Here is a 22,615-nt window from a genome sequence, read left to right as displayed (position 1 = left end):
TTGGTGTTGATTGCGGTGAGGGTCCACCCGTTCCCATCCCGAACACGGAAGTTAAGCTCACCTGCGCCGAAAATACTTGTCTGGAGACGGACCGGGAAGATAGGTAACGCCAACACAAAGAAGGGTCTGGTCTGACCAGACCAGACCCTTTTACATTCCTCCTTAGCTCAGTCGGTAGAGCATGCGGCTGTTAACCGCAGGGTCGTTGGTTCGAGTCCAACAGGGGGAGCCAGACAATGTGGCTCGCCGCCACAAATGTGACGGCGAGCCTCTTTTTAAGACAGTTGGATCGGTATGGGCCTTTAGCTCAGTTGGTTAGAGCAGCCGGCTCATAACCGGCCGGTCCACGGTTCGAGCCCGTGAAGGCCCACCATTTAGGGGTATAGCTCAGCTGGTAGAGCATCGGTCTCCAAAACCGAGTGCCGAGGGTTCGAATCCTTCTGCCCCTGCCAAATAAATATTCAGCTTTTGCTGTGAATATAGAAACCAAATGGCGCGGTAGTTCAGTTGGTTAGAACGCCGGCCTGTCACGCCGGAGGTCGAGGGTTCAAGTCCCTTCCGCGTCGCCATTATGCTGCTATAGCTCAGTCGGTAGAGCGCATCCTTGGTAAGGATGAGGTCTCCGGTTCAAATCCGGATAGCAGCTCCAGAGAAACCCGTTGTCCCGCAAGGGATAGCGGGTTTTTGCTTTTTCTTCCAGCGGATTGAGCGCAGGAAAAAACCAGACAAAAACCCAGACGGGGGCAAAAAACGGAGCCGGACAGGTCAACCCTGCCCGGCTTTTTTCGTGTCCTGTTTGAGGGCGTCCCGGAAAATCTGGCTTGCCCGCTTCATACTTTCCTGATCGGCGTGGGTGTACATCCGCAGCGTGACCGCCTTGTCACTGTGGCCCAGCTTCTCAGACACGCTGGCCACGTCCGCCCCGCTCGTAATGGCGATACTGGCAAAGGTGTGGCGCAGCTTGTGGGGGTGGAGATCTGGGACGTTGTAGCGTTTGGCGAACTTCTTCAGGTAGCGTGTAGGGCTTTGAGGGTGCATAGGCTCCGGGCTGCCGTCCTGGGTAAAGACATAGGCACTGATGGCCTGGGCGGCCTGCTCCGAGCGGAGGGTCCGCAGCAGGGCCATGATATCTGGATCCACATCAACGGTACGGCTCCGCCCGTTCTTGGGGGTGTCCAGGTATACCCCATTCTGTGGGGTATAACAGAGGTTGCCGCAGATCGTGACGGTGTTGTCCTGGAAGTCTATGTCCTTCCACTGGAGGCCGCAGCACTCGCCGCGGCGTATACCTGTGTCAATGAGCAACCGCACCAGCACCCGCCATTTGAGCGGCTCCTTGTCCAGACAGGACAGGATATGGCGCACCTCCTCCACAGTGTAGGCCTCTACCTCATCGTGCCGGGCTTCGTCCTTCCTGGGCTTGGGGCGCTCCACCTTGTGCATGGGATTCTTGGGGATGGTGTCAGCCAGAAAGGCCATTTTGAACAGGCTGTTCAGGATGGTATAGCACTTCACCACTGTTGCGTGGGCCTTGCCCTGGGCCTGCATGGACAGCAGTAGAGCGGTAATATTGGCGGGGGTAATGTCCGGTAGCTTTAGCTCCCCCAGGGCGGGATAGATCCACTTGTCAAGCATCCCCTGGAAGCTGCTTCGGCTGTTCTCTGAGATGGAAATGGTCTTGGCGGGCATGAAAACGTCCTCGCTGTACTGCTTCAGGGTCTGGATCCTGGCGGCGGCCCGCCGGGCCTCAGTTTCCCGCTCGTGCCGCTCTGACCGGCTGATAATCTCCCCGGCCTGGCAACGGCGCTCAAAGTCGGCGGCAACCTTGGAGAGTTCCCGGTCTATGGCCCGCTGGCCCCAGCCTGCGGGTGGATACCACCGCATGGACAGAGGAGCTGCGCTCCGGCCACGGCTGACCCGGATCTCATAGAAGGAATCCCCGGCCTTGTTGGTCATTTTCCGGGTGGAAGGCATAAAATCATTTCCTTTCCCGGCCCCGTGTGGTACAATGAGAAGGCATACAGGGCCTATATTTGAAGGTGTGGGACTGTGCGCACCGCCCGCTTGGAGGTTGCCCCCTCCGAGCGGGCCTTTATTTTTATGATGTGCTCTGGCTGGAATCATCCGGGGTATCATTATCCGGCATAAACTCCCCAGCTAGGAATAGCGCAAAACCTGAGAGTGCACCTTGTGCCCGGTCAATTATTGCAATGGCCTCATTGGCAAACTCATGAGGGTAAGAGGATTGTGCAAGCGCGGAAAAGTCAGACAAATTATCCAGCAAATCGCTAAACCCATCTACCTCCAATAGAGTTTGTTGGAGCTTAGGAGATAGTATATCAAAGTGAGATATCAGCCCCTTGGATGCGTGGTATATCTCATATATCTTTCTATGCTTTGAATAACTATCTACTAATTCTTGTAAAATGTGCAAAATTGAAATAAGTGCATCCATAGATAAGGGGAGTAATTCAATGTCTAGTTCTTTCAGAGTATTATAAAATTTGAGCATATCAGATGAAAACTGAGATAGTTTATCTTTGCTCCATTGAGGCAACTCACTAGACGCATCTCCCAACATAGAGCGAATTAGAGATTCGCTGTTTACATCTTTAAAAGAACTTATTCCTAACAAATAGTCGCTTGATACATGAAAAAGATTGGATAATGCAATGATTGTAGTTGCGTCCGGCTGCGATCTGCCGGTTTCCCATGATGCAACTGTGGTCTGACCTTTATCCAGGGCTTCGGCAACTTCCTTTTGCGTAAATCCGGCCTGGACTCTGGCATTTCGTATCGCAGCTGCGATTTGCTCCAATTCCATACCATCCCTCCCTGTATTGCATTATACCAAAGGATATATCAAAAATCAATATAATTGATAATGAATTTATGCGATAGTGAAAATATTGATTTTATGATTGACAAGCGATATAAATGCTGCTATTATTTGGGCGTAGCGATATAATGATTAAAGGGGGTGACTATAGCATGGATATACGGGACAACTTAGCGTCAATCGTGAAGGAAAGGGCGCTAATTCAAGCAGAAATTGCCCGTCGAGCGGGGCTGACTCCCATGAAATTGGGGGCCGTGCTGCTGAAAAAGAGAAAACTTGATGCAAATGAACTGCTACGGATCTGCCAGGTGCTTTCCATGTCTCCTGATGCAGTTGTAAGCTATGGCAGCCAGCATGAAGGCAAAAGTGGCGGTGATGAAGCAGAATAACGTGTCCAACTTGGACACAGGAAAGGAGAATGAACCATGTCAGCACAAAAGCAGACGCCCTTCCAGACCATTGAGCAGGCGTGCAAGACCACGGGGTTATCCATGTACTATCTGCGCCGGGGCTGCTGGGACGGCACGGTGCCCCACGTCAAGAGCGGCCGGGTCTATTACATCAACGTTCCCGCACTCCTGCGCAGTCTTGGGGCCACGACAGAGGAGCCGGAACCGGCCCAGCTGCCCGACAAGGTGACCGATATCAGGGCCGCAGGCCGAAAGAAGGCAAGGGCATGAGGGAATCGGCACTGGAGGGTATCTCCTTCTGCCTGGTTCTGGGTCTGGCGGTCTGTGCGGACGGCTTGACAGAGCGCCCGGGTGGGCTGGTTGCCCTGCTGGTGGGGGTGCTCCTGTCCGGTGTTCCCCTGCTCCTGGCCCGTCTGGGAGGGACAAGCTGCCATAGAAGGCGGTCCAGAGGGCCGCATAAGACAGGGCAAACCCGCTCGAGCGGGCGGATTTTGGGCAAAAAGAAAGCCGCTGAGGTGGTAGCAACACCCCAACGGCAGGTGAAACAAAGCGTTCAAGCAAGTATTTCACGCCTCTATTGTACAGAGGCAGAGGGAGATTGTCAAATTGAATTTTGAGGTAATCGAGACCTTGCGCCTGGTATGCGCCGGGTTTGTAACGGACATCGAAAAGGAGTACATACACCTGCCCGCCGCCGATGAGCGGTATGACGCCTTTAGCCGGGCGGCCAAAGAGGGTAGCGGGGAAGATCTGGAGGAGCTGTGCATGGCCGTGGCCAGTGAGCATGAATCCCAGGGGTTTGTGAACGGTTTCCGGCTGGGTGTCCGGCTCATGCTGGAGAGCCTTAGCCCCCAGGGCCGGGAGACCGGCAGGAAGGGAGGCGGACGGAATGAGTCTTGAGCGTGACACCACCTGCGAGAGAAGTGTGTCAAGTATGGATTGGGACACAAAAAGGCGAGAACAGGAGTTTGAGTGGTGGCTTTCCTGGCTGGATGATGCAGGAAAAGCAGAGCTGTACTTATTTATGAGCCTTTTGATTCGGCACCCTGGCTTTCGTGCAGACTTAAAGACGAACACCCCGGAGGGGGAAAAACTCCCTCCGTATGAGGTAATCCAATCGCTCATGGAGAAATGGTCATTATCAGAAAGTGCGTAGAGTAAGGAAATCAACTGACTATGGAACTGAGGCCAGGGTGTGGTGCCGTATGCGCTCCGCCCTGGCCTATCAGAAATGGAGGACACGCACATGGAGCAGAGGGGCACGAAGTCTGGGGAACGGCAGCGGATGAGAAACCTGCTGCTTTCACGGGATCGGCTGGCCCGCACTCTGGCGGCCAACTTTACCGGCAGGGATCTGCTGGTTACGCTGACCTATCAGGCAGGCCCCCGGCCCCGCTCGCGTGAGCTGGCACGTCAGCAGGTAAGGCAATGGATAGGCAGCATATCGACGATCAGAAGGGCCCAGGGCATGGCTGCCAAGTATGTTTATCTGCTGGGAACGGAGCAGGCGGGGAGCCTTGTGCACCGTGTCATACTCAACAGGGGCAGGGAGTCCGCCGATATGCTGGGGCATCCGTGGCCATATGGCCCGGTGTATGTAGGCCCGCTGGATCTGTCTCAGCAGGGGCAGGCGTTGGCGTCGGAGCTGCTGCGCCAGCCCCTCCAGGCAGGACATTCCCCGCTGCCCTGCGCCCGCCTGTGGGTGTCCTCCAGGGGAATCCATCATACATAGAAAGGCGGAAAGAGCATGAATGTAAATCTGGAAACAATTTTGCTGGAAAATGAGGAACTGAAGTACCTGAGCGAATATACCCCATATGCGGAGGGCGGGATTTTATCCGAATTTGAGGAGGAGGGCAAGCGGGTAGCAAAGGCCCTTGCCCAGGTAAATACCCAGGTGGCCGACAAGCGGGCAAAGCGGCTGCTCCTGCTCCGGGGGTTCTATTTCCTTGGGGTGCTTCGAGGTGCAGAGGCGTACAGAACTGTGGTTCTGGATGAGGTAAAGCCGGAGCACCCCGACGCTGATCCGCTTCCCTTTGAGCTGGACGAGGTGTGTGCGCAGCTGTTTGCGGATGGCCTAAACCAGCTTTCACGGGGAGACTTATATAGACTGTGCGCTGCCCTTGGCGTGTAACCGAGCGGGATCGTACAGAGGGAAAACAACATTTGCCAGAGCCCTTAGAGGCCAGTGCAGGATATAGAGCCGGGTGTGTCCCGGTGCCCTCACTGATGGCAAGCGCATAGTGTGCCAGCGCCTGAGCCCGTCCCGGAGCCTTCCGGGCAGCGCCTGAGCCAGAGCCAACGGTGACCGGGCGGGAGATGATCCCGCCCATGGGGCCATGCTCTGGCTCTTTCTTTATACCTAAAACGGGATAAGAGGTGCGGCGATATGGCAAAGCGGAAAAAGACCATTACAGCGGGTTGCATCGTCAAGACAATCTTATATACCGCTCCCGAGCCACGGGACAGTGAGCGGGCCAGGGCCGAAAAGTCCCGCATGACCACCGCCGCACAGAAGGCCATGAACGACAAGACGGCACGGGCAAGACTGGAAATGCTGCTGGCGGCCAACTTTGAGGGAAAGGATCTCTTTCTTACGCTTACATATCGGGACGCGGATCTTACGACCAAAAGGGCGGAGGCTGTAAAGAATGTGCGGAAGTTCCTAAAACAGCTGCGAGAGTACCGCAAGGCCCGGGGGCAGGTGCTGAAATACGTCTATACCACAGAGCAGAAGCACGGAGCTGCCCGCCTCCACCACCACCTGGTGATTAACGCCACCGAGCGGGATAGTGAGACGATACGCAGCCTGTGGCCCTACGGCGATATGATAGACCTTGTATACGTGCGAGACAGGGACTATGACACCTTGGCCCGGTATATGACCAAGGAGAGTGTGGAGGGCCGCCCGGTTGGCGCTCAGATGTGGACAAGAAGCCGCAACCTGGAGCAGCCGGTGGTGGAGAGCTGCTTTGTACCGGATGATACGGCCCTGGCCGTCCCTCCTGGATGCTTTGTCCTGGAGCGGGAGGAGAGGGCTACAGAGTATGGGAGCTACAGCTATATCAAGTACCGTGTTCCCTCCTGGAGACGGCAGCACAGTGGCCCGGAAACGGCCATAGAGCAGGCTGGGAGGGCCTCTCAATATCTTACTTGTAAGTATATATAACTTTAGAACAGGCCCTAGAGAATCATGGGATAGCCCCTTGTATCGGCGTTCCGGGTGCGCTATGCTGAGACAGGAACAGGCATATACACGCCCGGGCGGCGGCGGGCGTAAAAATTTGAACCAGGAGATGATAGCATGAGTGGGACAGCGGCAGAGCTGGTTTGTAAAACAACCATGGGCGGAACATGGGTCATGTGCCCGGTATGTCGGCGGGGAAAGCTGCTGAAATTGACAGAAGCCACCAGGGCGCAGGGGCTGGTGCTGTTCTGTCGGACTTGCAAACATGAGACCGTGGTGGAGATTGGACGGGGCGGCAGCGGCTTGCCCAGGGTGTGGGAAGAGGCCAGGGAGGAGCCCTTGCACGGAAGCGCAGCCCGGGCGTGCTGCTGATCCTGGCCAAGGAGCGGGGAATTTCACGGGGAAAACGGTGATTTTTTGCGGGGTGATCTTGCCGGTTGGCTACGTACAGGCGTACGGGTGCCCGTGTGCGGGCAGGGGCGCATGGGTGCGGGGCCTACGGCCCACCCACCCCCCGGCCCGAAAAAGTTTCAGGGGGCGGGGGTGCAAGACCGTGTGGCCCCTCTGGTGTGAGAAATTCTCCCCAATGGGAGTTGAGGCCAAAACAGTCATAAAGCCGGGGAAAAAGTGTACTTTTGCAGGGGCGATTTGAGGGCAAACCACCGGGAGGCTTGGGCGCACACGTGGGCGGGTGCGGGTGCGTGCGGGCCTTCGGCCAGAGGTACCCCAGCCCCCAAAAAATTTACGGCCTTGTGGGTAAGACCGTGGGCCACCCTCCATGCAGGAATTTTTCCCCATGCAAAAAACTGTTTCCCCACCCCCCCAGCAAAAAAACAGCACGGCCCAAAGAACGGCCTAATCGGGTGGGTTCGAGACAATCCCGAATTGCTCGTACGTGTGCGCGCGCAGCAGCCGAGACTGGTTACGCAGCCGGTGACCTCCGGCTTATGCTTGGGGTAAGCCCTGCTCCCCAGCGGTGCCCAGTGAGTGCCTGGTGGCGCTCCTGGCCCTTCCTGTGGGGTGGTAGGCTCTGGGATACCTGCCCGTGTTGAGTAAGGTGCAGCCCGGCCCCGCTGGCCTACTGAGGCCCTGATATGCAGCCGACGGAGGCCTCTAGCCTACCTGGGTATGCCCGCTCCCGGGCGGTGTCTGGTGGGTGCCTGGCGGCGCTCCAGGCCCCTCCTGTGGGGCGGCAGCCCCTTGGGATACCCGCTTGTACTGGAGGGCCTTTACGTGGGGCGTAGCCTGGCTCCTGCTGGCCTGCTGAGGCCCTGGTACGTAGCCGGTGGCCACCGGTCTATCCCGGGGTATGCCGCCGCTCCTGGCGGTGCCCGGCGAGTGCCTGGCGGCGCTCCAGGCCCCTCCTGCGGGGTGGCAGCCCCTTGGGATACCGCTTGTACTGGAGGGTCTTTACGTGGGGTGCAGCATGGCCCCAGCTGGCCTGCTGAGGTCATGCTATGTAACTAGAGACCCCCGGCCTATCCTGGGTATGCCTGCTCCCAGCGAGTGCCTGGTGGCGCTCCTGGCCCCTCCTGCGGGGCGGCAGCCCATGGGATACCCGCTCGTGCCGGAGGGCCTTTATATGGGGTGCAGCCCGCCCCAGCTGGCCTGCTGAGGCCCTGGTGCGTAGCCGGTAGGGAATATCCCCGGTCTGGGTGTGGCTCTGTAGGCCTATTCAAATACGAAATCGCTTGCGGATTTGGGGAAGTATTCCGCTTTTCGTTCTGCCCAGGTCTGTAGCCTGGGATACCCGCCCGTATGAGAGAATAGCAGCGGGGCGCAGCACAGGCCACATCACCGATTATGGGGGTGCAACCAGGCTTACGGGGTATTAGGGGAGCCCCCTAAAAGGGCGTTTGGCTGGCCAAATGCGATGCTTGCGGAAACTGTGGTAACTGATGGATGGGGGCTGATCTGGGAAAGTTCTTGATTGCCTTTTGAATCCATCTGTACTACGGGCAAATCCGTCAACGTTGGCGGATTTGAGGTAGCAGCAGCACGGTACACACTAATCTGAAAAACGACAGCGTTGTCGTTTTTGGCGGCGGGATCGGAGCATAAGGAAATCAAATCGGCAGACGCTTGCCGATTTGGCAATGTGTCCGACTTGGACACATAACAACAACGAGCGGGCATCCTTCTGAGGTAGGATACCCGCTCGCTATTCTGCTGGGGAATGAGTCTTTATGCCACGCAAAAACGGCGGCTGGTGACAGTTTTGGTGAATCGCTCTACCAGCTCGGGGGCGGCTGCCTTCAGGGCCTTGCTATCCAGCCGGGAGGAGGTTACCGGCTTCCAGGTGACCTTATATTCCCCGGCCCGTAGCTCCTGGGCGTCGCCCATGTGGGCCTTGATCGTATCCTTGATCGCCTCCGCCTCGGCCTGGGCCTCCTCAATAAGGCTCTGGAGCTGGCGCAGCTCCCGGATCCTGCTTTCAAGTTCGTAGCTGCTCATACTGCAAACCTCCTGTTAACTGGGGTCAAGTGCCGGGGGGCCTTACGGCATAGCGTTCTGCTCAGTGCGTCTCAATCTCCCGTATCCCGTCCCGGTCTAACCTTGTGTTCTTGGGATCCACCTTGACTTGACCTGTTCCTCTTGACATTATGAATTATAGCATATCTACCGGTAGATAACAAGCGGCATACCGTACAAATATCTACCGGTAGATTTGTGCAATATATATCTACCGGTAGATTGAATTGTGTGGTATAATTTAGACATAATGGAGGAGGTGCCGATATTTTACCGGCCCCAGAAAGGAGGAAAGCATGGCAGGGAAAACCGATGCGCAGAAGCGTGCCCAGAAGGCATATATGGAGGGCTTTGCACGGGTTGAAATCAGAATGACTACACAGCAAAGGGCAGCGGTTCAGGCCCATGCAGAGGCCCACGGCGAGAGCGTGAACGGCTTTATCAACCGGGCCATAGCTGAGGCGATGGAGCGGGACAGTGTCGCTTGTGCGGTCACTGGTGGGCCTGCTGAGGGCACAAAATAACCCCAGGCACAGCGCCCGGGGCTTGACAGTGTGGCTACAGCGGCCTATAATGGATATAGAGAGAGGCGCTGCCGAGTCGCCGTATCGGTCAGCCCTTACAAACTACTTGATGTGATCGCCGTACTTGTCAGGGTGCCGGCGGTCACTTCTTTTTTGCCTGAATAAACAGGCTGCAAATACCAATGATGACCAAACAAAGCTGAAGAACTTCGGATGTACTCATGGGCAGCCCTCCTTTCCGAAGATCGGAGAGCAAAGAAGCTGCCCTCCGTCAAGAGGGCTGACCGCTGCTGTCCGGCAGCGCCAAGGTCAGGATAACATAGAATGGAGTCGAAAGCAAGTGGGGGGCTTTATGTCTGGTTTTTTGGCCTATAGGGATGAGGTCAGCGGTCAGGGTGGCAGATAGAAACCCAGACAAAAACCAGACGGACACCCCGAATAAGTTCAGAAACACCAATGCAAGCAGACAAAAGAACAGAACAGAAAAGCCGGGGAAGTATTGCGCCACAAGGGAAAGAGACGATAGCGGACAAAAGGCCGGTAAAATGGAAAATGCGCAAAAAGTAATTGGTAAGGATGAGGTCGCCAGTTCAAATCTGGCTAGCAGCTCCAAGAAAACCCTTGAGTCTCAAAGGCTCGAGGGTTTTTTTTGTTAGATTCAAGCAGATTGTTGGAATTTCCAACAAACCTTTTTATGAAGCATTTGTCTGTCCCATTACGGCAAGGATTAGCTTTGCCATATCAGGGTTTTCCAACAGCAGTTGATAGGCGCGTTGTACGTCATCAGCTGCTGCTTTTTTCGTTTGAGCAGACTTTTGAAAAAAGTCCAGTTCGACTTTTTGAGCCAGTTTTCTTCTAGCCTCATTGTCTGTGTGGGCGTAGAGGTCGGTGACCATTCGTGCCTGGGCGTGGCCGGTATCTCCCTGAACCGCCTTGATGTTCCCGCCGCTGATTTGGAGCTTGACTGTAGCACTGCAATGCCGCAGCGAATGGAATACCACAGGAGGAAGATTGTTCTTGGCGATAAAGCTGCGCAGCAGATCAGCGATCTGCCGTTCTTCAAAGGGCCGCCCGTCCTCATGGGCGATGACCAAGCCATAGTCTGTATAGGCGTCTCCCAGTAAGGCCTTTTCCTCTGCTTGCCGCGCCTGCATCTCCAGAAGGGCCGTTGAAACGGTCTCCGGCAGATAGACATTACGGATGCTGCTGGCGGTTTTGGGTGCCTTCAGGACCAGAACGGTTTTGCAGGGCTGCGTTCGCTTGACCTCGGGAAAGATGAAGCGAACCTTAGAGCGGCCCCGCCGCTCCAGATCCTGAAGGCTGCTTTTGTCACAGCGTTTCAACTCTTTGTCAATTAGTACACAGGCGGTGCCAGCGCTGCGATCCTCCTCAGACAGGTGGACACACGCCCAGGTCAGTCCGAGGATTTCACCGATTCGCATAGAGCAGCCCAAAGCCAGGAGCAGAGCCAGACGGAGGATTGGGTCGTCACAGAGATCTACCGCCCGCTGTGCCTCATCGGCAGTCCAGACAGCGCGGACCGACTTTTCATATTCCGGGAGGGTAGCGTTTTGAGTCGGATTGATTTGTAGGTATCCCCAGATAATCGCCTGATTGAAAGCGCTGCGCAAGAGAGTATGGATTTTTTCGATTACCTGGGGAGAGATCGTCTTGTTGACATTCTTATGGCCTTTTAGAATGACTGCGGGTTTATCACGCAGCCCGTCGTAATAAATGTCCAGGTCATGTGTGGTCAGATCCTGCACGATGACATTGCCTAGATATGGTTTTATGTAGTGCTCGATGCGGTGGCGGGCGTATGAGAGATAGGAGTCCCCCCAATGATTTAGTCCATAGAGCTGGACGTATTCGTCCAGCAGCTCTGCCACAGTCAAAAATTTTTTAGAACGCTGCATTTCCGGACTAGGGAGAAGCTTGGGAGGGCGAAGCTGCCCGATGGACTTTTCATACTCGATTTCAGCGATACGCAGTTTGGCCGCCTCAAAGGTGGAAAAGCGTTCATAGATGGGCTTGGAGAAGCCGGGACAGCGGTAAGAGATTTCCCACTTCTGGCCTTTTTTGCGAGGTTTCAAGGTAAACACTCCTTTGTGCATCATACTCAAGCTGCACAGACCTCCTTCCTTTGCTTGAGCGGAGTGTCCATTCATTTATGCGCCGAGTATACCATGGGGGGAAGACTGAGTCAATGTTAGATTAGAGCGTGGATAGATAGCGTTCCAGCGCGGCTCGGGGGATACGGATCTGTTTTCCAACTTTGATGGACTGAATTTGCTTGGTTTTGACCAGATCATAGGCTTTGTTGCGTCCAATATGCAGCACTGAGATCAGATCTTCTATCGTTAAAACCAGCGGGAGCTGGGAGATGTCGGTATAAATCATAGTTACACTCCGATCAAATCTGATATAAAATATTATGGAATAAAATTAACGAGAATATATAAGGTGTATCAGGTTGGGAGAAAAGATGTGCCAGATTGATATTTTTTGAAGGGGGATGAGGCAGACAAAGCCGATGAGGTGTCAATTTGACACACCCAGTGAGTGTCGCATACGCAAATAACGTGTGTCAGGATGGCATAGATATTATATATCGCCAGCCAGTGCCCCGAAGGGATACTGGCTCTATGAGCACACAGCTTTCCACGCTATCGAGAACGAATAATGATTACATTTACCAGAATAATGATTGCACCAGACTGTTCTAATGAAACCGGCGTTAATTAGCTCAGCCTTTGCTCTCAAAAAAGATGTGTAGGGGATACCGTAGCGGAGTGCAGTTTTTTTGGAGAAAACAAAATCCTGGCCGCCTCGAGCCTCCAATCCCATACATACATAGAGGCGGAGAGCGTTATGAGATAGGCCCTGTACGCGCTCATCTCGGAAAAAGGAGTAGCCAATCTGCACAAAACAGGGCTTGGGTTTATAAGAGCAGGATGGCTGGCGGGGAGCCGACAAATAGGGGCGGAGTTCATAATGTGCTTTTTTTTGTGCCATATTGTGGTCCTTTCTAATATCACGTCCAATTAAGCTATGCCTTGCCACCGAAGCGTAAACGAATAGTGATTGGGTTCACGGCGACACCGCCCCGAGCGGGCCAGCCGGATGAACTCGGCGTCAATTAACTCTGCCTTAGCACGGTGGTAGGTGGAATGTGTAAAACCATATTGAAGCGCGAGACTCTCCGTAAAAACAAAATCATATTTGCCTTTGGCCTCGAGGCACATACAGAAATACAGGTGAAGCGCCGCCGAAGAAAGATCAAGAACGCGTGGATGCAGTAAAAAGAAAATATCAATCTGGATAAACCTCCACTCTTTGTCAGTCTCGCATTGGGAACAGTTGGTAAAGTACGGGCTTATATTAGGGTATGCCTTGTATTTCGTCATAAAATATGACCTCCATTTTTGACAGCGAATGGCCAAAGCGATAAAGCAAAAACGTATGTTGTCATGCAACATACGTCTTCACACATATTGTACCATCCATTTTTATTTTGGTCAAATTTGCTTCCTCAAGGCCCGCTCCTTTTTAGACTGCTTGCTAATGCTTTTTCTGGTTGTCAGAACTAATGTTGAAATATAAATTAAAATAATGAAGAATTTTGAGATTGTTTAGTGATTATACATCAAAAAAGTATTATTTGATGTTTTGCAATCTTGAAGTCTCACTGCATATAATTTTTGACCGTAACGTCGCACCTCCAATGGGCCAGGTGGAGCACGGAAACAGCCATAAGCGCCAGCCGGTCATAGGACACGGAGCGCCCGGCATTGCCCGGGCTCCGCCGCACATACCCCCGGCAGACATAAGGCAGGGCCAGCCGCCGCATGTCGGGGTTGCGCCGCCAGTCCTGGCCAGCCCTGTGAAACGCCTCTTTGACGAGACACAGCAACTCATCCCGATAGGCCGGATCGGCAGCCATCCGCTCCAAATAGCGACGGTACATCTCCTGGGCGTGCTCCCGCCGGAAGCGGTGGAGGTTGATTTTATTGTTCGTTTCCGACGGCGAGAATGCGCTCTCGTTCTGACCAATTCCCGAGAAGCATCGCTCAACAACCGCCGCATCCTCTTGATCAATGAGCTGATATTGCCTTTTACCGCCTTTGCCCTGCTCCACCAGCACATAGACCTGCCCGTCGATATGAATGAAGTCTCGTCCCCGGAGCTGGGCGTACTCGTCCCGGCGCAGGCCAGCAACCCGGGCAAAGTCAACCAGCCGCCGGTATCGGGGCGACAGGACATCGGCGTCACTGCGCCTGTGCAGGCTAGGGGCCGCAGCGGCCGTGTGCACGGTATTGGGCGACCGCTCCGCTTGGATCAGTGATTGAAGGTACGCCGGAACCTGACGGGCCGCCTCCTGTTCCGTGCAGCGCATTTTGACGCCCTGCACTTTGAGCCAGTCAGAGAAGCGATCCACCTCCCGAAGGTAGGTTTGGAGGGTCATCTTGCTGTGAATAAATCGGTGGCCCGGATCCTCCTTTTTCTTTTGACCGCGACCCTGCCGGTAGAGAGTGTGCAGAGTTGACTGCATCCGATGTCTAATATTGGCCATAATATTGCCGCCTCCTCACTTGTGAGCCGTCTTATCCTGTGACGGCGGACAGCCAGGCCCCGAAGGAGCCAAGTTCAAAAAGCAGCAATTTCCGATCTGGAGATCGCACCGTTGCAGTCCGGTATTTTGCGCACTGATTTGGCAGCTTTTTAATACTTTTTAAATCACCTCCATAAAATTTCGCCCCGCTATCTGGTTATTTTCCACGGCGTTGCCTTCGAAAATAACCCTCAAGCGGGGGTGGCGTCCGGTTCCCGCTGGTGCGCGCCAGCAGGAACCGGGTGCCAATACACAAACAAAAAGGAGAACAGACAAAAAAGTAAAAAGAAAAGACCACAGTCTAACGCTTTACGTTAGCCAGCAGCCTAAAACAATCACAGTCCCATCAAAACCGCTTAACGGTTATGATCTGACTGTGAATCGGATAATGTAATATATTTTAATACTTCTTTGTCTATATTTATAATATACCATGTAAACAAAATGGAGTCAAATTCCACATATCGCTCTTGCGGATAAATATATTATACCACTAATTGCCAATTCACTTAAAATGTTAATGGCAATTAATCGCAATCACCATTGCCTGGAAAACCTGTTTTATGGAATAAAAAACCGCAAGCATATAGAAGAACGTTTCTCTATAAGCCTGCGGTTTTATTTTCAAATCAGAGTTGTGCGTCAAGGATTTACACTGAACAACTCAACATAATAAAACATCCCGTTTGCGCCCTTGGCCAGCCCGACCCCGATGTAGTTGAACCGACTGGTAAGCATTATCTGATGATGTCCAGTAGACTCAATCCACTCTTTTATTTCGCCGCTTACATCCAACCAGGAGGATGCGTTGATAATTTCAGCAGAGCCAATAGGGGGCTTTCCACCTGGACGGGTGTGACTGTACGAAATTACGCATTCATCAGCACGGATTTGAGCGCCTTCCATGAGCCGCTCGCTTACCTGCAAGGTTGGAAGCCCATTGCGCGCTCGCTCCTCATTGGTGAGCCGAATCATCTCTTCCTTTTGCTTTGCATACTCGCCCATATCCACGGTCGGATTTCCCTGCTCCGTACCACCCTTAACAGTGATAGTAGCGGTCCCCTTGAACCCGTCAGAGCCAACAGCAGTAAGGGTGACCTTGCCCGCCTTCAGGCCGGACACTCGGAAACTGACCTCATCAGGGTTGAGCTGCGTTTCGCTTACAGTGGCCACAGAGGCATCAGAACTGGTCACAGTGTAGGTCACACCCGCCTTTACATTGGCCCCGTAAGGATTGGAGGCGATAGTGACATAAGCCGCGTCACCAACCTCAATCGTATCGCCGGGGTAAGGAGGGACATTGATGGCAGCAAAGGTGGTCTTGTAGTTGACCTCAATGGGCTTGCTGGGCTCAGAGGGCTTGCTTTCACCCATCTGGTCAAATCGCATCAGCATGGCTGCTGCCTGAGAACGGGTAGCCAGCCCAGTAGGGGAGATGGTATTCCCACCAGTTCCCGACACAATGCCATGTGTCACGGCCCAGGCCATGGAGTCCACCGCATAGGAGGCGATGGAGCCACGGTCAACGAACTTATCGAGAACGGAGACATCCACATTGGTGGCAGCGCCGGTGTGCTTGGCGAAATTACGAAGCATTGTGGAAAACTGCTCTCGGGTGATATTTCCATCGGGATTGGTGCCGTCGCTGATACCATTTGCCATTGCCCAGTTGCGGCCGCTCTGATACCAAGGCTGCCCGGGTGCCACCGTGGCAGGCGCATCATCTATCCGGGAAAGCACCGTCCAGAGCATGGCCCGGGTCATGGTCTCTTCAGGGGAGAAGGTGGTGGGGCTGGTGCCGGAGAAGTAACCCTTGTCCACAGCGTAGTCAATCGCCTCAGAGGCCCAATGGCTTGCAGAAATGTCGGTAAAGGTCTGCCCGGCGGCAGAGGCCGGGACTAGAAGCCCTGCGCATAGGGCCAGTGCCAATACGCCGGAAAGGTATTTTTTCATAAACGTTTACCCTTTTCTCTAAAATTTAGCCTGTTATTCGCCAATAGGGCAGAAGATTGTGCAGTAATAAAGGTAGCCATCCGAACCGCGTGCGACGCCGACACCAATGTAATTATAGTTTTCCTTGGTCATAGTTTTGTAATGGCCAGGAGAAGCAATCCATTCGTCGACTTCAACACGAACATCCATAAACCCAGCGTTCAGAATTTCTCCTCCGCCGGAGGCAAGGCCCACATCCTGGAATACTGTGTTATAAGAAGTCCCATTAGGTCTTGTGTGCGAATACTGCCATGTCGCGCACTCGTTTGCTCGAATCTGAGCGGCCTGCATAACTTTATCACTTACAAACAGGGGGTTAAGTCCAACCCTGGTGCGCTCTTGGTTAATGAGCCGCACAACCTCAGCTTTGAGCTCTGAGTACATTCCGGTATCTACGGCTGGCTTCTCCTGCTCAGTACCGCCCTTAACGGTGATAGTCGTGGTCCCCTTGAACCCGTCAGAGCCAACAGCAGTAAGGGTGACCTTGCCCGCCTTCAGGCCGGACACTCGGAAACTGACCTCATCAGGGTTGAGCTGCGTTTCGCTTACAGTGGCCACAGAGGCATCAGAACTGGTCACAGTGTAGGTCACACCCGCCTTTACATTGGCCCCGTAAGGATTGGAGGCGATAGTGACATAAGCCGCGTCACCAACCTCAATCGTATCGCCGGGGTAAGGAGGGACATTGATGGCAGCAAAGGTGGTCTTGTAGTTGACCTCAATGGGCTTGCTGGGCTCAGAGGGCTTGCTTTCACCCATCTGGTCAAATCGCATCAGCATGGCTGCTGCCTGAGAACGGGTAGCCAGCCCAGTAGGGGAGATGGTATTCCCACCAGTTCCCGACACAATGCCATGTGTCACGGCCCAGGCCATGGAGTCCACCGCATAGGAGGCGATGGAGCCACGGTCAACGAACTTATCGAGAACGGAGACATCCACATTGGTGGCAGCGCCGGTGTGCTTGGCGAAATTACGAAGCATTGTGGAAAACTGCTCTCGGGTGATATTTCCATCGGGATTGGTGCCGTCGCTGATACCATTTGCCATTGCCCAGTTGCGGCCGCTCTGATACCAAGGCTGCCCGGGTGCCACCGTGGCAGGCGCATCATCTATCCGGGAAAGCACCGTCCAGAGCATGGCCCGGGTCATGGTCCCATCAGGAGCGAAGGTGGTAGGGCTGGTGCCGGAGAAGTACCCCTTATCGACAGCGTAGCTAATAGACTCAGAGGCCCAGTGGTTGTCGGGAACATCGCTAAAACGCTTGCCGACTGCACTGGTAGGAAGGATCAGGGTGCTGGCGATCAGGGTTGCAGACAGCATAAGGGAGAGCTTTCGATTCATAGGTCGCCTCTTTTCTGATAATATTTATGGGGAGTATTCTCTGTGCTGCGATTATACCATCGCCTTTATAATGAATCAACTTAATTATAGTTTTAAACTAATAATCATTATGTTAAAGACAATTTATATGTTGTTAAAATTATGATATCATTTAATTAACAAATATGGAAGTGATTATATGGAAACGGAGTTTCCCCAGCGCTATCGGCGGCTGGGGCTTAAAATTGCATATTATCGGAAAATGGCGGGGCTTACGCAGGCTCAGTTGGCGGAGCGGGTGGATATATCCGCAGCCTTTCTGGGCCAGGTGGAGGCCCCCGGTATTGTGTGTGGGATCAGCTTGGAGACGCTGTTCAAAATTGCCCGGGAGCTGGATGTTACACCATCAAAGCTATTGGAGGACGAGAACTGAGATTTCCGATACCAGTTCTATTGAGCGGGGTATGGAGAAAAAACTTATTTATTCCACAGAACCCGTACATCTTTTCTCTTGGCGTACCGCGCTGTAGCTGCCATATCTCCGCATGAGGAGTTCTTCCATTCGGAGTTATTTCGTGGGCTGGAGCAGGAAATCAAGTAGCGTAAAATATGCCGCCAATGCAAAATCACTGCCTTACTAACATGGAGAGATATCTGTATGATGGATTAAGTACTTCTTTATTTATATTATTTCATATTTTTAGTTTTGGGTCAAAATTGCCATTGCATCATCTCCGGACACGCGGGAAAAGTACCCGATCCCAGCATCCAGATTGTAAAGTCCGTAGCAGCCCAGAGTGTGTGATGCATTGATAAAGGCGTGCCGGTCAAACCACCAGCTCAGGAAGTCGGAGGCCCCGTACAGCTCGGTCCAGGGTGCGTGTCCCTGAGCCTGGGGCGAGTAGAAGATAAACTGGGCTCCCGGCTTGAGGGCTTCCCCGTCCTGATCGTCAAAGCCGTGGGGTGGGCTGGAGATCATGCGCATCCCTTCCTGGTTCCATTCGCTCCCCAGGGGATATGGGGTGTCCAGCGTCAATTCCCCCAGGGTCAGCAGCCAGGAGGCGTCGGTGAGGGGACGGATGTCGGTAAAGGAGCCGTGGAACTGGCATACATACCGGACGTTTCCGTCTGTGTTGCCGTAATCTCCGGTAAAGGTGCCGTCCGGGTTCAGTTCCAGCCAGGAGCCCCAGGCCCCGGCTCCGCTTGCATAGATCAGTTCCAGAGGCTCCGCCAGAGGCAGGGTATCCACCTGTGCCTGAGGGGACATGGCAGGATAGGTTTCCATCATGGTCTCCCGGTAGGCCTCCAGGTTTTCCAATAGGGTTTTCTCCGGGTCCCGGACAAAGACATCCGGAAAGGCGTCCAACCAGTCCAAGGTCTCCGGTTCGGCCTGCCGGGTCACGACTTTCTCATCCGCCAGGGAGAGCTGGACGCTGTGGGCCAGCAGCGCGTTGAGGTCCTCCGTATAGGCGGCGATGGCCTCGGGGTCGTAGTCCTGGTGGAAGGGGGCATTGAAGGCCAGATCAAAGCGGAGCCAGCCATATTGTTCATAGTCATCCGATTCGATGGTCACATCATTCAGTGTGTAGTTGTAAAAGCAGCTGCCCCCGGAGACCTCAGAATAGCAGCGCAGGAGGTAGTCCCTACCATCCAGCGTACACAGGTAAACGCCGGGGTCCGCCCGTGCGATGAGCTGCCCATCTTCCCAGAACGTCAGCGCTGCCGGGACGCCGGATACCTCCGGGCGGATCTCCTCTGGGATGCCGTTGTGATTCAGGTCGACGGCCAATCCCTGGGCCGGGACGGAGGCGGCGGGAGAGGGCGCGGTGGAAGATACGCTCTCGTCTTCTTCCTGCTCTGTAATGGCGGGCACCAGCTGACAAGACACCAGGCAGAAACAGCAGAGGAGCATGACCAGGACGGAGAGCGGGTATAACCACTTGCCGGGGCGTTTGCGCCCGCCGGTGAAGATATTGTGCAGCCGCTCCCGATTTTCCCGGGCATTGCCCGAAAAGCAGGTGGTATAGGGCGAATGGGGAGGCACAGGGGGAGTGGATCTCATGACAGGGCTCCTTTCTTGACAGCGGGGGTTATGGACGGGTACTCAGGGCCTCCAGGGCTTCCAGCACCGTGCGGCCATACACGGCCCGCCCGGCCTGTCCGTGTGTTTGAAGGACTGCGTCATCGCAGGTCAGCTCCAGATCATACGCCATTCTGCGCACCATCCACCACATCAGGGGATTGAACCAGTGGATCGCGTTGGCCAGAAGGGCCAGAGCCTTTCGCCATACGTCCCTGTGACGGAAGTGGGTCAGTTCATGTTCCAGGGTCAACTCCAGAGCTTCTCCTGCTGGGGATTGTTCGGGCAGGAGGAGCAAGGAGCGGGTCAAACCGCACAGCATGGGGGAGGCCAACCGGGGACAGCGCAGCAACGCAGGGAGTCGCCGCAGACCCAACCGGTCTCCGGCGCTGTGGAACACCTGCAGGGTATCCGGGTCTGTTGCAGGGACGGCCCAGCGCCTGACCCAGCGGCAGAACCGGAGGTGGGAGATCCCGTGATAGGCCAGGAGGGCGGCCATCCCGCTCAGCCAGAGCCCCAGCAATAGTGTGGGAACCGAGACGGCGGGGCGAATGGGATCGGCAGGTGTTTGGGAAACCTGGTCAGGGAGGGTGTCCGTTGAATGGGTGGCATCGCCCACTGTCTGCCCGCTGTCAGCTGGGAGGACAGAAGTTTTCTCCCCAAACTCCCAAAACGGGCCATCCAGGACCGTGTTGTCGGAGGGGATATCCAGGTAAATCAAGGCGGAAGGCGCTTGTATCGGTGCGGGAAAACAGAAGACCGGGATGGGGAGCACCATGAGAAGACACAAAATACCCCAGGCCTGGCAGCGCCAGCGGGCGGAGTACCGCTTCCGGCTCACCCGTCCGGCGAAAAGCAGCAGCAAAACAGCCACGCCGCCTCCCAGGGACAGGGTGCCCAGGCGGATCAGGAAGTCAGTCATGCTTAGTTTCTCCCTCCAATTGTTCCAGAAAGGTGCGCAGTTCCTCTACCTCCTGCCGGTCCAGTCCGTCCCTGGCCAACGCGGCCATAAAATTCCGGGGCGAGCCGTAGAGCCGCTTCAGGACAGAGCGGCTGTCAAAGGACAGGTACTCCTCCCGAGAGATCACAGGAGTGTACAGATTGCTCTTGCCGTCCCGTTGGACGGAGACAAAGCCCTTTTCCGCCAACCGGGTCAGATAGGTGTTGATGGTATTGCGGGACCACTGGAAGGAAACCAATGCGTGATCCAGAGCCAGACGCGGCACGTCTGTGCCGAGAGACCAGAGCGCCTTCATGACCTCCAGTTCTGTGTCGGGCAGTCGCTTCATATGTGTATTCCCTCTCTTACTTCATTTGTCGTCGATAAGATTATACTATATAAGAAGCGTATTACAGTCAAGTTACAGAGCAGTAACAACTGTTGCTTGTGACATGAATTGTCTGTATGTATGGTCACCATAGGTTTGGAGAAAATAAGGTAAAAGGATGCGTTTTGGCGTAGGGATGTGAAAGATACTTTCCAACAAATCTTCCAACAAACGGCCTAAAATTGCTTAAAATCAAAGAGGACGAGCGGGGAGCGGTTAAGAACGGAACCCCTTGCGCCGCAAGGACTAGCTGGCACAGATTAAAATGAATGGACACTCCGCAAAAAATGCCGATACTTTTTGGTAAGGATGAGGTCGCCAGTTCAAATCTGGCTAGCAGCGCCACGAAAACCGCTTAAATCTTTGGGTTTGAGCGGTTTTCCTTTTACATTTCAACTAAAATCAGGCCTCCGGAAGATGCGTTCCGGAGGCCTGATTTAGTTTGCCTGTTGCTTTGCCAGGGCAGCGCTGGTGCCGTGAGGGGACACCTTTTTGCGATAGAGCACATAGGAGAGTACAGCGGTTGCCCCTTCGGTGATCCAGAATGCGTGCCAGACGCCTGTTGGGCCAAAGGGAAGACTCAGAAGAAAGGCGACGGGAATGATTAGCAGGGCGTAGCGGAGCAGGGAGATCACCAGAGAGGGGCTACCCATACCCAAACCCTCCAGAGCGCCGCTGGAGATGACCGACACGGAGGAGACCACAAAGCCAATGCTGATGATGCGCAGAGCGGTGCCGCCCACTGTAATGGTGTCGGCATTGGAGGAGAACAAGCCGACCAGCAGGTTGGGGATGACCCAGCAGAGGACGGTCCCAACCGCCATAATGCAGACGGACAGGATAAGTGCGGTGCGGTATATACGCTTTACCCTGGCGTACTCCTTGGCTCCGAAATTGTACCCGATGATAGGCCGCATTCCCTGGACAATACCATTGGCCGGCAGATACAGGAAGGTTTGCAGCTTGTAATACACGCCCAGAACCAGAACATAGACCTGAGAATAGGCTGCCAGGATCAGATTCAGACATGAGATCATCAGCGACGGCAGCGCCAGATTCAGCGTGGCGGGGATACCTACGGAGTACATCCGCTTGGCCAGTTCCCGGTCAAAAAGCTGGGTGCTGAAGCGAATACGGACGGGGACGTGTCCCACGAAATAGCAGATGAGGTAGACGCACAGACTGAAGGTCTGTCCGATACCTGTCGCCAAAGCCGCACCCTCGATTCCCATCTGGGGAAAGGGCCCCCAGCCAAAAATCAGCAAGGGATCCAAAATGATATTGGTCACGCAGCCTGACAGCATACACAGCATGGTCATCAGCATCTTTCCGGCTGCCTGAAAAATCTTTTCCATAGACATGGAGACGGCCACAAAGACCGCAAAACCAAAGGCGATGCGGGAATAGCGGACCCCAAACTGGATTACCAGGGGCTCTGTTGTAAACAGCCCCAGAAAAAAGGGCATAATCAGGATACATCCCGCAGTCAACAAAACGCCGTGGACAGCATTATATACAATGCTCTGAGCTGCGGCGGCGTTTGCCCTTTGGTACTCCTGGGCGCCCAGGTGATAGGAGATCACGGCATTTGCGCCGATGGAAAAGCCGATGGTCACCGCATTGATCAGATTCTGTATGGGAAACACCAGAGACAGTGCGGTCATGGCGTCTTCGCTGATCTGGGCAACATAATAGCTGTCCACAATGTTGTATAGTGACGCCACCATCATGGAGATCACCATGGGTAGTGACATGGAGAGGACCAGCGGTAATACAGGCCTGGTTTTCATAAAGGTTTGCTGCATACAGATTCTCCTCTTCCGTAAAAATAAAAAGCTATATTCTCCCTTG

The 22,615-nt window shown here is 54.3% G+C and carries 23 protein-coding genes, 5 tRNA genes and 1 rRNA gene; 16 read left to right on the top strand and 13 right to left on the bottom strand.

What is annotated here, in order from left to right; translation table 11 throughout:
* The 6 genes from rrf to WHJ28_RS07755 all read left to right on the top strand — a co-directional run bounded on the left by rrf (window position 1) and on the right by WHJ28_RS07755 (window position 649).
* Window positions 1-115, top strand: a 5S ribosomal RNA gene (gene rrf / locus WHJ28_RS07780).
* A 41-nt stretch (window positions 116-156) separates the two neighbouring features.
* Window positions 157-232, top strand: a tRNA-Asn gene (locus WHJ28_RS07775).
* Window positions 233-296: 64 nt separating this feature from the next.
* Window positions 297-373: transfer RNA gene (locus WHJ28_RS07770), tRNA-Ile, on the top strand.
* A 3-nt stretch (window positions 374-376) separates the two neighbouring features.
* Window positions 377-452: transfer RNA gene (locus WHJ28_RS07765), tRNA-Trp, on the top strand.
* Window positions 453-492: 40 nt separating this feature from the next.
* Window positions 493-569, top strand: a tRNA-Asp gene (locus WHJ28_RS07760).
* Window positions 570-573: 4 nt separating this feature from the next.
* Window positions 574-649, top strand: a tRNA-Thr gene (locus WHJ28_RS07755).
* A gap of 116 nt (window positions 650-765) precedes the next feature.
* On the opposite strand, the gene WHJ28_RS07750 is transcribed toward WHJ28_RS07755, so the two are convergent.
* Together WHJ28_RS07750 and WHJ28_RS07745 are read right to left on the bottom strand one after the other, a co-directional pair.
* Window positions 766-1,974, bottom strand: coding sequence for a tyrosine-type recombinase/integrase (locus WHJ28_RS07750; protein ID WP_340041302.1), 1,209 nt, complete (start codon window positions 1,972-1,974; stop codon window positions 766-768).
* Window positions 1,975-2,098: 124 nt separating this feature from the next.
* Window positions 2,099-2,824 (bottom strand): helix-turn-helix domain-containing protein, encoded by a 726-nt coding sequence (locus tag WHJ28_RS07745; protein WP_340041300.1) that lies wholly within the window; start codon window positions 2,822-2,824, stop codon window positions 2,099-2,101.
* A 167-nt stretch (window positions 2,825-2,991) separates the two neighbouring features.
* On the opposite strand from WHJ28_RS07745, the gene WHJ28_RS07740 reads away from it, so the two are divergent.
* The 8 genes from WHJ28_RS07740 to WHJ28_RS07705 all read left to right on the top strand — a co-directional run bounded on the left by WHJ28_RS07740 (window position 2,992) and on the right by WHJ28_RS07705 (window position 6,808).
* On the top strand, window positions 2,992-3,228 hold the full coding sequence (locus WHJ28_RS07740) for a helix-turn-helix domain-containing protein (protein WP_204884564.1): 237 nt from the start codon (window positions 2,992-2,994) through the stop codon (window positions 3,226-3,228).
* A 36-nt stretch (window positions 3,229-3,264) separates the two neighbouring features.
* Window positions 3,265-3,519 carry a hypothetical protein gene (locus tag WHJ28_RS07735; RefSeq protein ID WP_340041295.1) on the top strand — a complete coding sequence of 85 codons (255 nt, stop codon included), beginning with the start codon at window positions 3,265-3,267 and terminating at the stop codon, window positions 3,517-3,519.
* 336 nt (window positions 3,520-3,855) lie between these two features.
* Window positions 3,856-4,149 carry a hypothetical protein gene (locus tag WHJ28_RS07730; RefSeq protein WP_340041293.1) on the top strand — a complete coding sequence of 98 codons (294 nt, stop codon included), beginning with the start codon at window positions 3,856-3,858 and terminating at the stop codon, window positions 4,147-4,149.
* Entirely contained in the window at window positions 4,139-4,405 is a 267-nt protein-coding gene (locus WHJ28_RS07725) for a hypothetical protein (protein ID WP_340041291.1), read from the top strand. Before WHJ28_RS07730 ends, WHJ28_RS07725 begins: the two co-directional genes overlap by 11 nt.
* A gap of 90 nt (window positions 4,406-4,495) precedes the next feature.
* Entirely contained in the window at window positions 4,496-4,981 is a 486-nt protein-coding gene (locus WHJ28_RS07720; RefSeq protein WP_340041289.1) for a hypothetical protein, read from the top strand.
* Between the two features lie 15 nt (window positions 4,982-4,996).
* Window positions 4,997-5,383 carry a hypothetical protein gene (locus WHJ28_RS07715; protein WP_340041287.1) on the top strand — a complete coding sequence of 129 codons (387 nt, stop codon included), beginning with the start codon at window positions 4,997-4,999 and terminating at the stop codon, window positions 5,381-5,383.
* A 255-nt stretch (window positions 5,384-5,638) separates the two neighbouring features.
* The gene (locus WHJ28_RS07710; RefSeq protein WP_340041285.1) at window positions 5,639-6,418 is read left to right on the top strand and encodes a rolling circle replication-associated protein; all 780 of its coding nucleotides are present in this window, start codon (window positions 5,639-5,641) and stop codon (window positions 6,416-6,418) included.
* Between the two features lie 135 nt (window positions 6,419-6,553).
* Window positions 6,554-6,808 (top strand): cysteine-rich KTR domain-containing protein, encoded by a 255-nt coding sequence (locus tag WHJ28_RS07705; RefSeq protein ID WP_340041283.1) that lies wholly within the window; start codon window positions 6,554-6,556, stop codon window positions 6,806-6,808.
* A 1,812-nt stretch (window positions 6,809-8,620) separates the two neighbouring features.
* On the opposite strand, the gene WHJ28_RS07700 is transcribed toward WHJ28_RS07705, so the two are convergent.
* Complete coding sequence (locus WHJ28_RS07700) at window positions 8,621-8,890, bottom strand: hypothetical protein (protein ID WP_204882229.1); 270 nt, start codon at window positions 8,888-8,890, stop codon at window positions 8,621-8,623.
* Between the two features lie 314 nt (window positions 8,891-9,204).
* Here WHJ28_RS07700 and WHJ28_RS07695 point away from each other — a divergent pair, with 314 nt between their 5' ends.
* Window positions 9,205-9,432 carry a hypothetical protein gene (locus WHJ28_RS07695; RefSeq protein WP_087337378.1) on the top strand — a complete coding sequence of 76 codons (228 nt, stop codon included), beginning with the start codon at window positions 9,205-9,207 and terminating at the stop codon, window positions 9,430-9,432.
* A 692-nt stretch (window positions 9,433-10,124) separates the two neighbouring features.
* Here WHJ28_RS07695 and WHJ28_RS07690 read toward each other — a convergent pair.
* The 6 genes from WHJ28_RS07690 to WHJ28_RS07665 all read right to left on the bottom strand — a co-directional run bounded on the left by WHJ28_RS07690 (window position 10,125) and on the right by WHJ28_RS07665 (window position 17,377).
* Window positions 10,125-11,549 (bottom strand): site-specific integrase, encoded by a 1,425-nt coding sequence (locus WHJ28_RS07690; RefSeq protein ID WP_340041311.1) that lies wholly within the window; start codon window positions 11,547-11,549, stop codon window positions 10,125-10,127.
* 97 nt (window positions 11,550-11,646) lie between these two features.
* Complete coding sequence (locus WHJ28_RS07685; protein WP_340041279.1) at window positions 11,647-11,832, bottom strand: helix-turn-helix domain-containing protein; 186 nt, start codon at window positions 11,830-11,832, stop codon at window positions 11,647-11,649.
* A gap of 644 nt (window positions 11,833-12,476) precedes the next feature.
* Window positions 12,477-12,839: a hypothetical protein gene (locus tag WHJ28_RS07680; RefSeq protein WP_340041277.1), complete on the bottom strand. Its 363-nt coding sequence runs from the start codon at window positions 12,837-12,839 to the stop codon at window positions 12,477-12,479.
* 278 nt (window positions 12,840-13,117) lie between these two features.
* On the bottom strand, window positions 13,118-14,005 hold the full coding sequence (locus WHJ28_RS07675; RefSeq protein ID WP_340041275.1) for a hypothetical protein: 888 nt from the start codon (window positions 14,003-14,005) through the stop codon (window positions 13,118-13,120).
* Window positions 14,006-14,686: 681 nt separating this feature from the next.
* Window positions 14,687-15,997, bottom strand: a complete 1,311-nt coding sequence (locus WHJ28_RS07670) for an S-layer homology domain-containing protein (protein WP_340041273.1) — start codon at window positions 15,995-15,997, stop codon at window positions 14,687-14,689.
* A gap of 33 nt (window positions 15,998-16,030) precedes the next feature.
* The gene (locus WHJ28_RS07665; RefSeq protein WP_340041271.1) at window positions 16,031-17,377 is read right to left on the bottom strand and encodes an S-layer homology domain-containing protein; all 1,347 of its coding nucleotides are present in this window, start codon (window positions 17,375-17,377) and stop codon (window positions 16,031-16,033) included.
* A gap of 178 nt (window positions 17,378-17,555) precedes the next feature.
* On the opposite strand from WHJ28_RS07665, the gene WHJ28_RS07660 reads away from it, so the two are divergent.
* Window positions 17,556-17,789, top strand: a complete 234-nt coding sequence (locus WHJ28_RS07660) for a helix-turn-helix domain-containing protein (RefSeq protein ID WP_340041269.1) — start codon at window positions 17,556-17,558, stop codon at window positions 17,787-17,789.
* 267 nt (window positions 17,790-18,056) lie between these two features.
* On the opposite strand, the gene WHJ28_RS07655 is transcribed toward WHJ28_RS07660, so the two are convergent.
* The 4 genes from WHJ28_RS07655 to WHJ28_RS07640 form a co-directional block, all read right to left on the bottom strand.
* Window positions 18,057-19,418 (bottom strand): hypothetical protein, encoded by a 1,362-nt coding sequence (locus WHJ28_RS07655; RefSeq protein WP_340041267.1) that lies wholly within the window; start codon window positions 19,416-19,418, stop codon window positions 18,057-18,059.
* A gap of 28 nt (window positions 19,419-19,446) precedes the next feature.
* A complete protein-coding gene (locus WHJ28_RS07650; protein WP_340041265.1) occupies window positions 19,447-20,358 on the bottom strand; it encodes a M56 family metallopeptidase in 912 nt (303 codons plus the stop codon).
* Window positions 20,351-20,725 (bottom strand): BlaI/MecI/CopY family transcriptional regulator, encoded by a 375-nt coding sequence (locus tag WHJ28_RS07645; RefSeq protein WP_340041263.1) that lies wholly within the window; start codon window positions 20,723-20,725, stop codon window positions 20,351-20,353. The genes WHJ28_RS07650 and WHJ28_RS07645 overlap by 8 nt, the downstream gene beginning before the upstream one ends.
* 476 nt (window positions 20,726-21,201) lie before the next feature.
* Window positions 21,202-22,569, bottom strand: coding sequence for an MATE family efflux transporter (locus tag WHJ28_RS07640; RefSeq protein ID WP_340041261.1), 1,368 nt, complete (start codon window positions 22,567-22,569; stop codon window positions 21,202-21,204).
* Window positions 22,570-22,615 lie beyond the last annotated feature (46 nt).

The organism is Flavonifractor porci, from assembly GCF_037572415.1.
Classification (GTDB): domain Bacteria; phylum Bacillota; class Clostridia; order Oscillospirales; family Oscillospiraceae; genus Flavonifractor; species Flavonifractor porci.
Note: the sequence above shows the minus strand (reverse complement) of the source record. Positions and strands in the feature narration are given on the sequence as shown.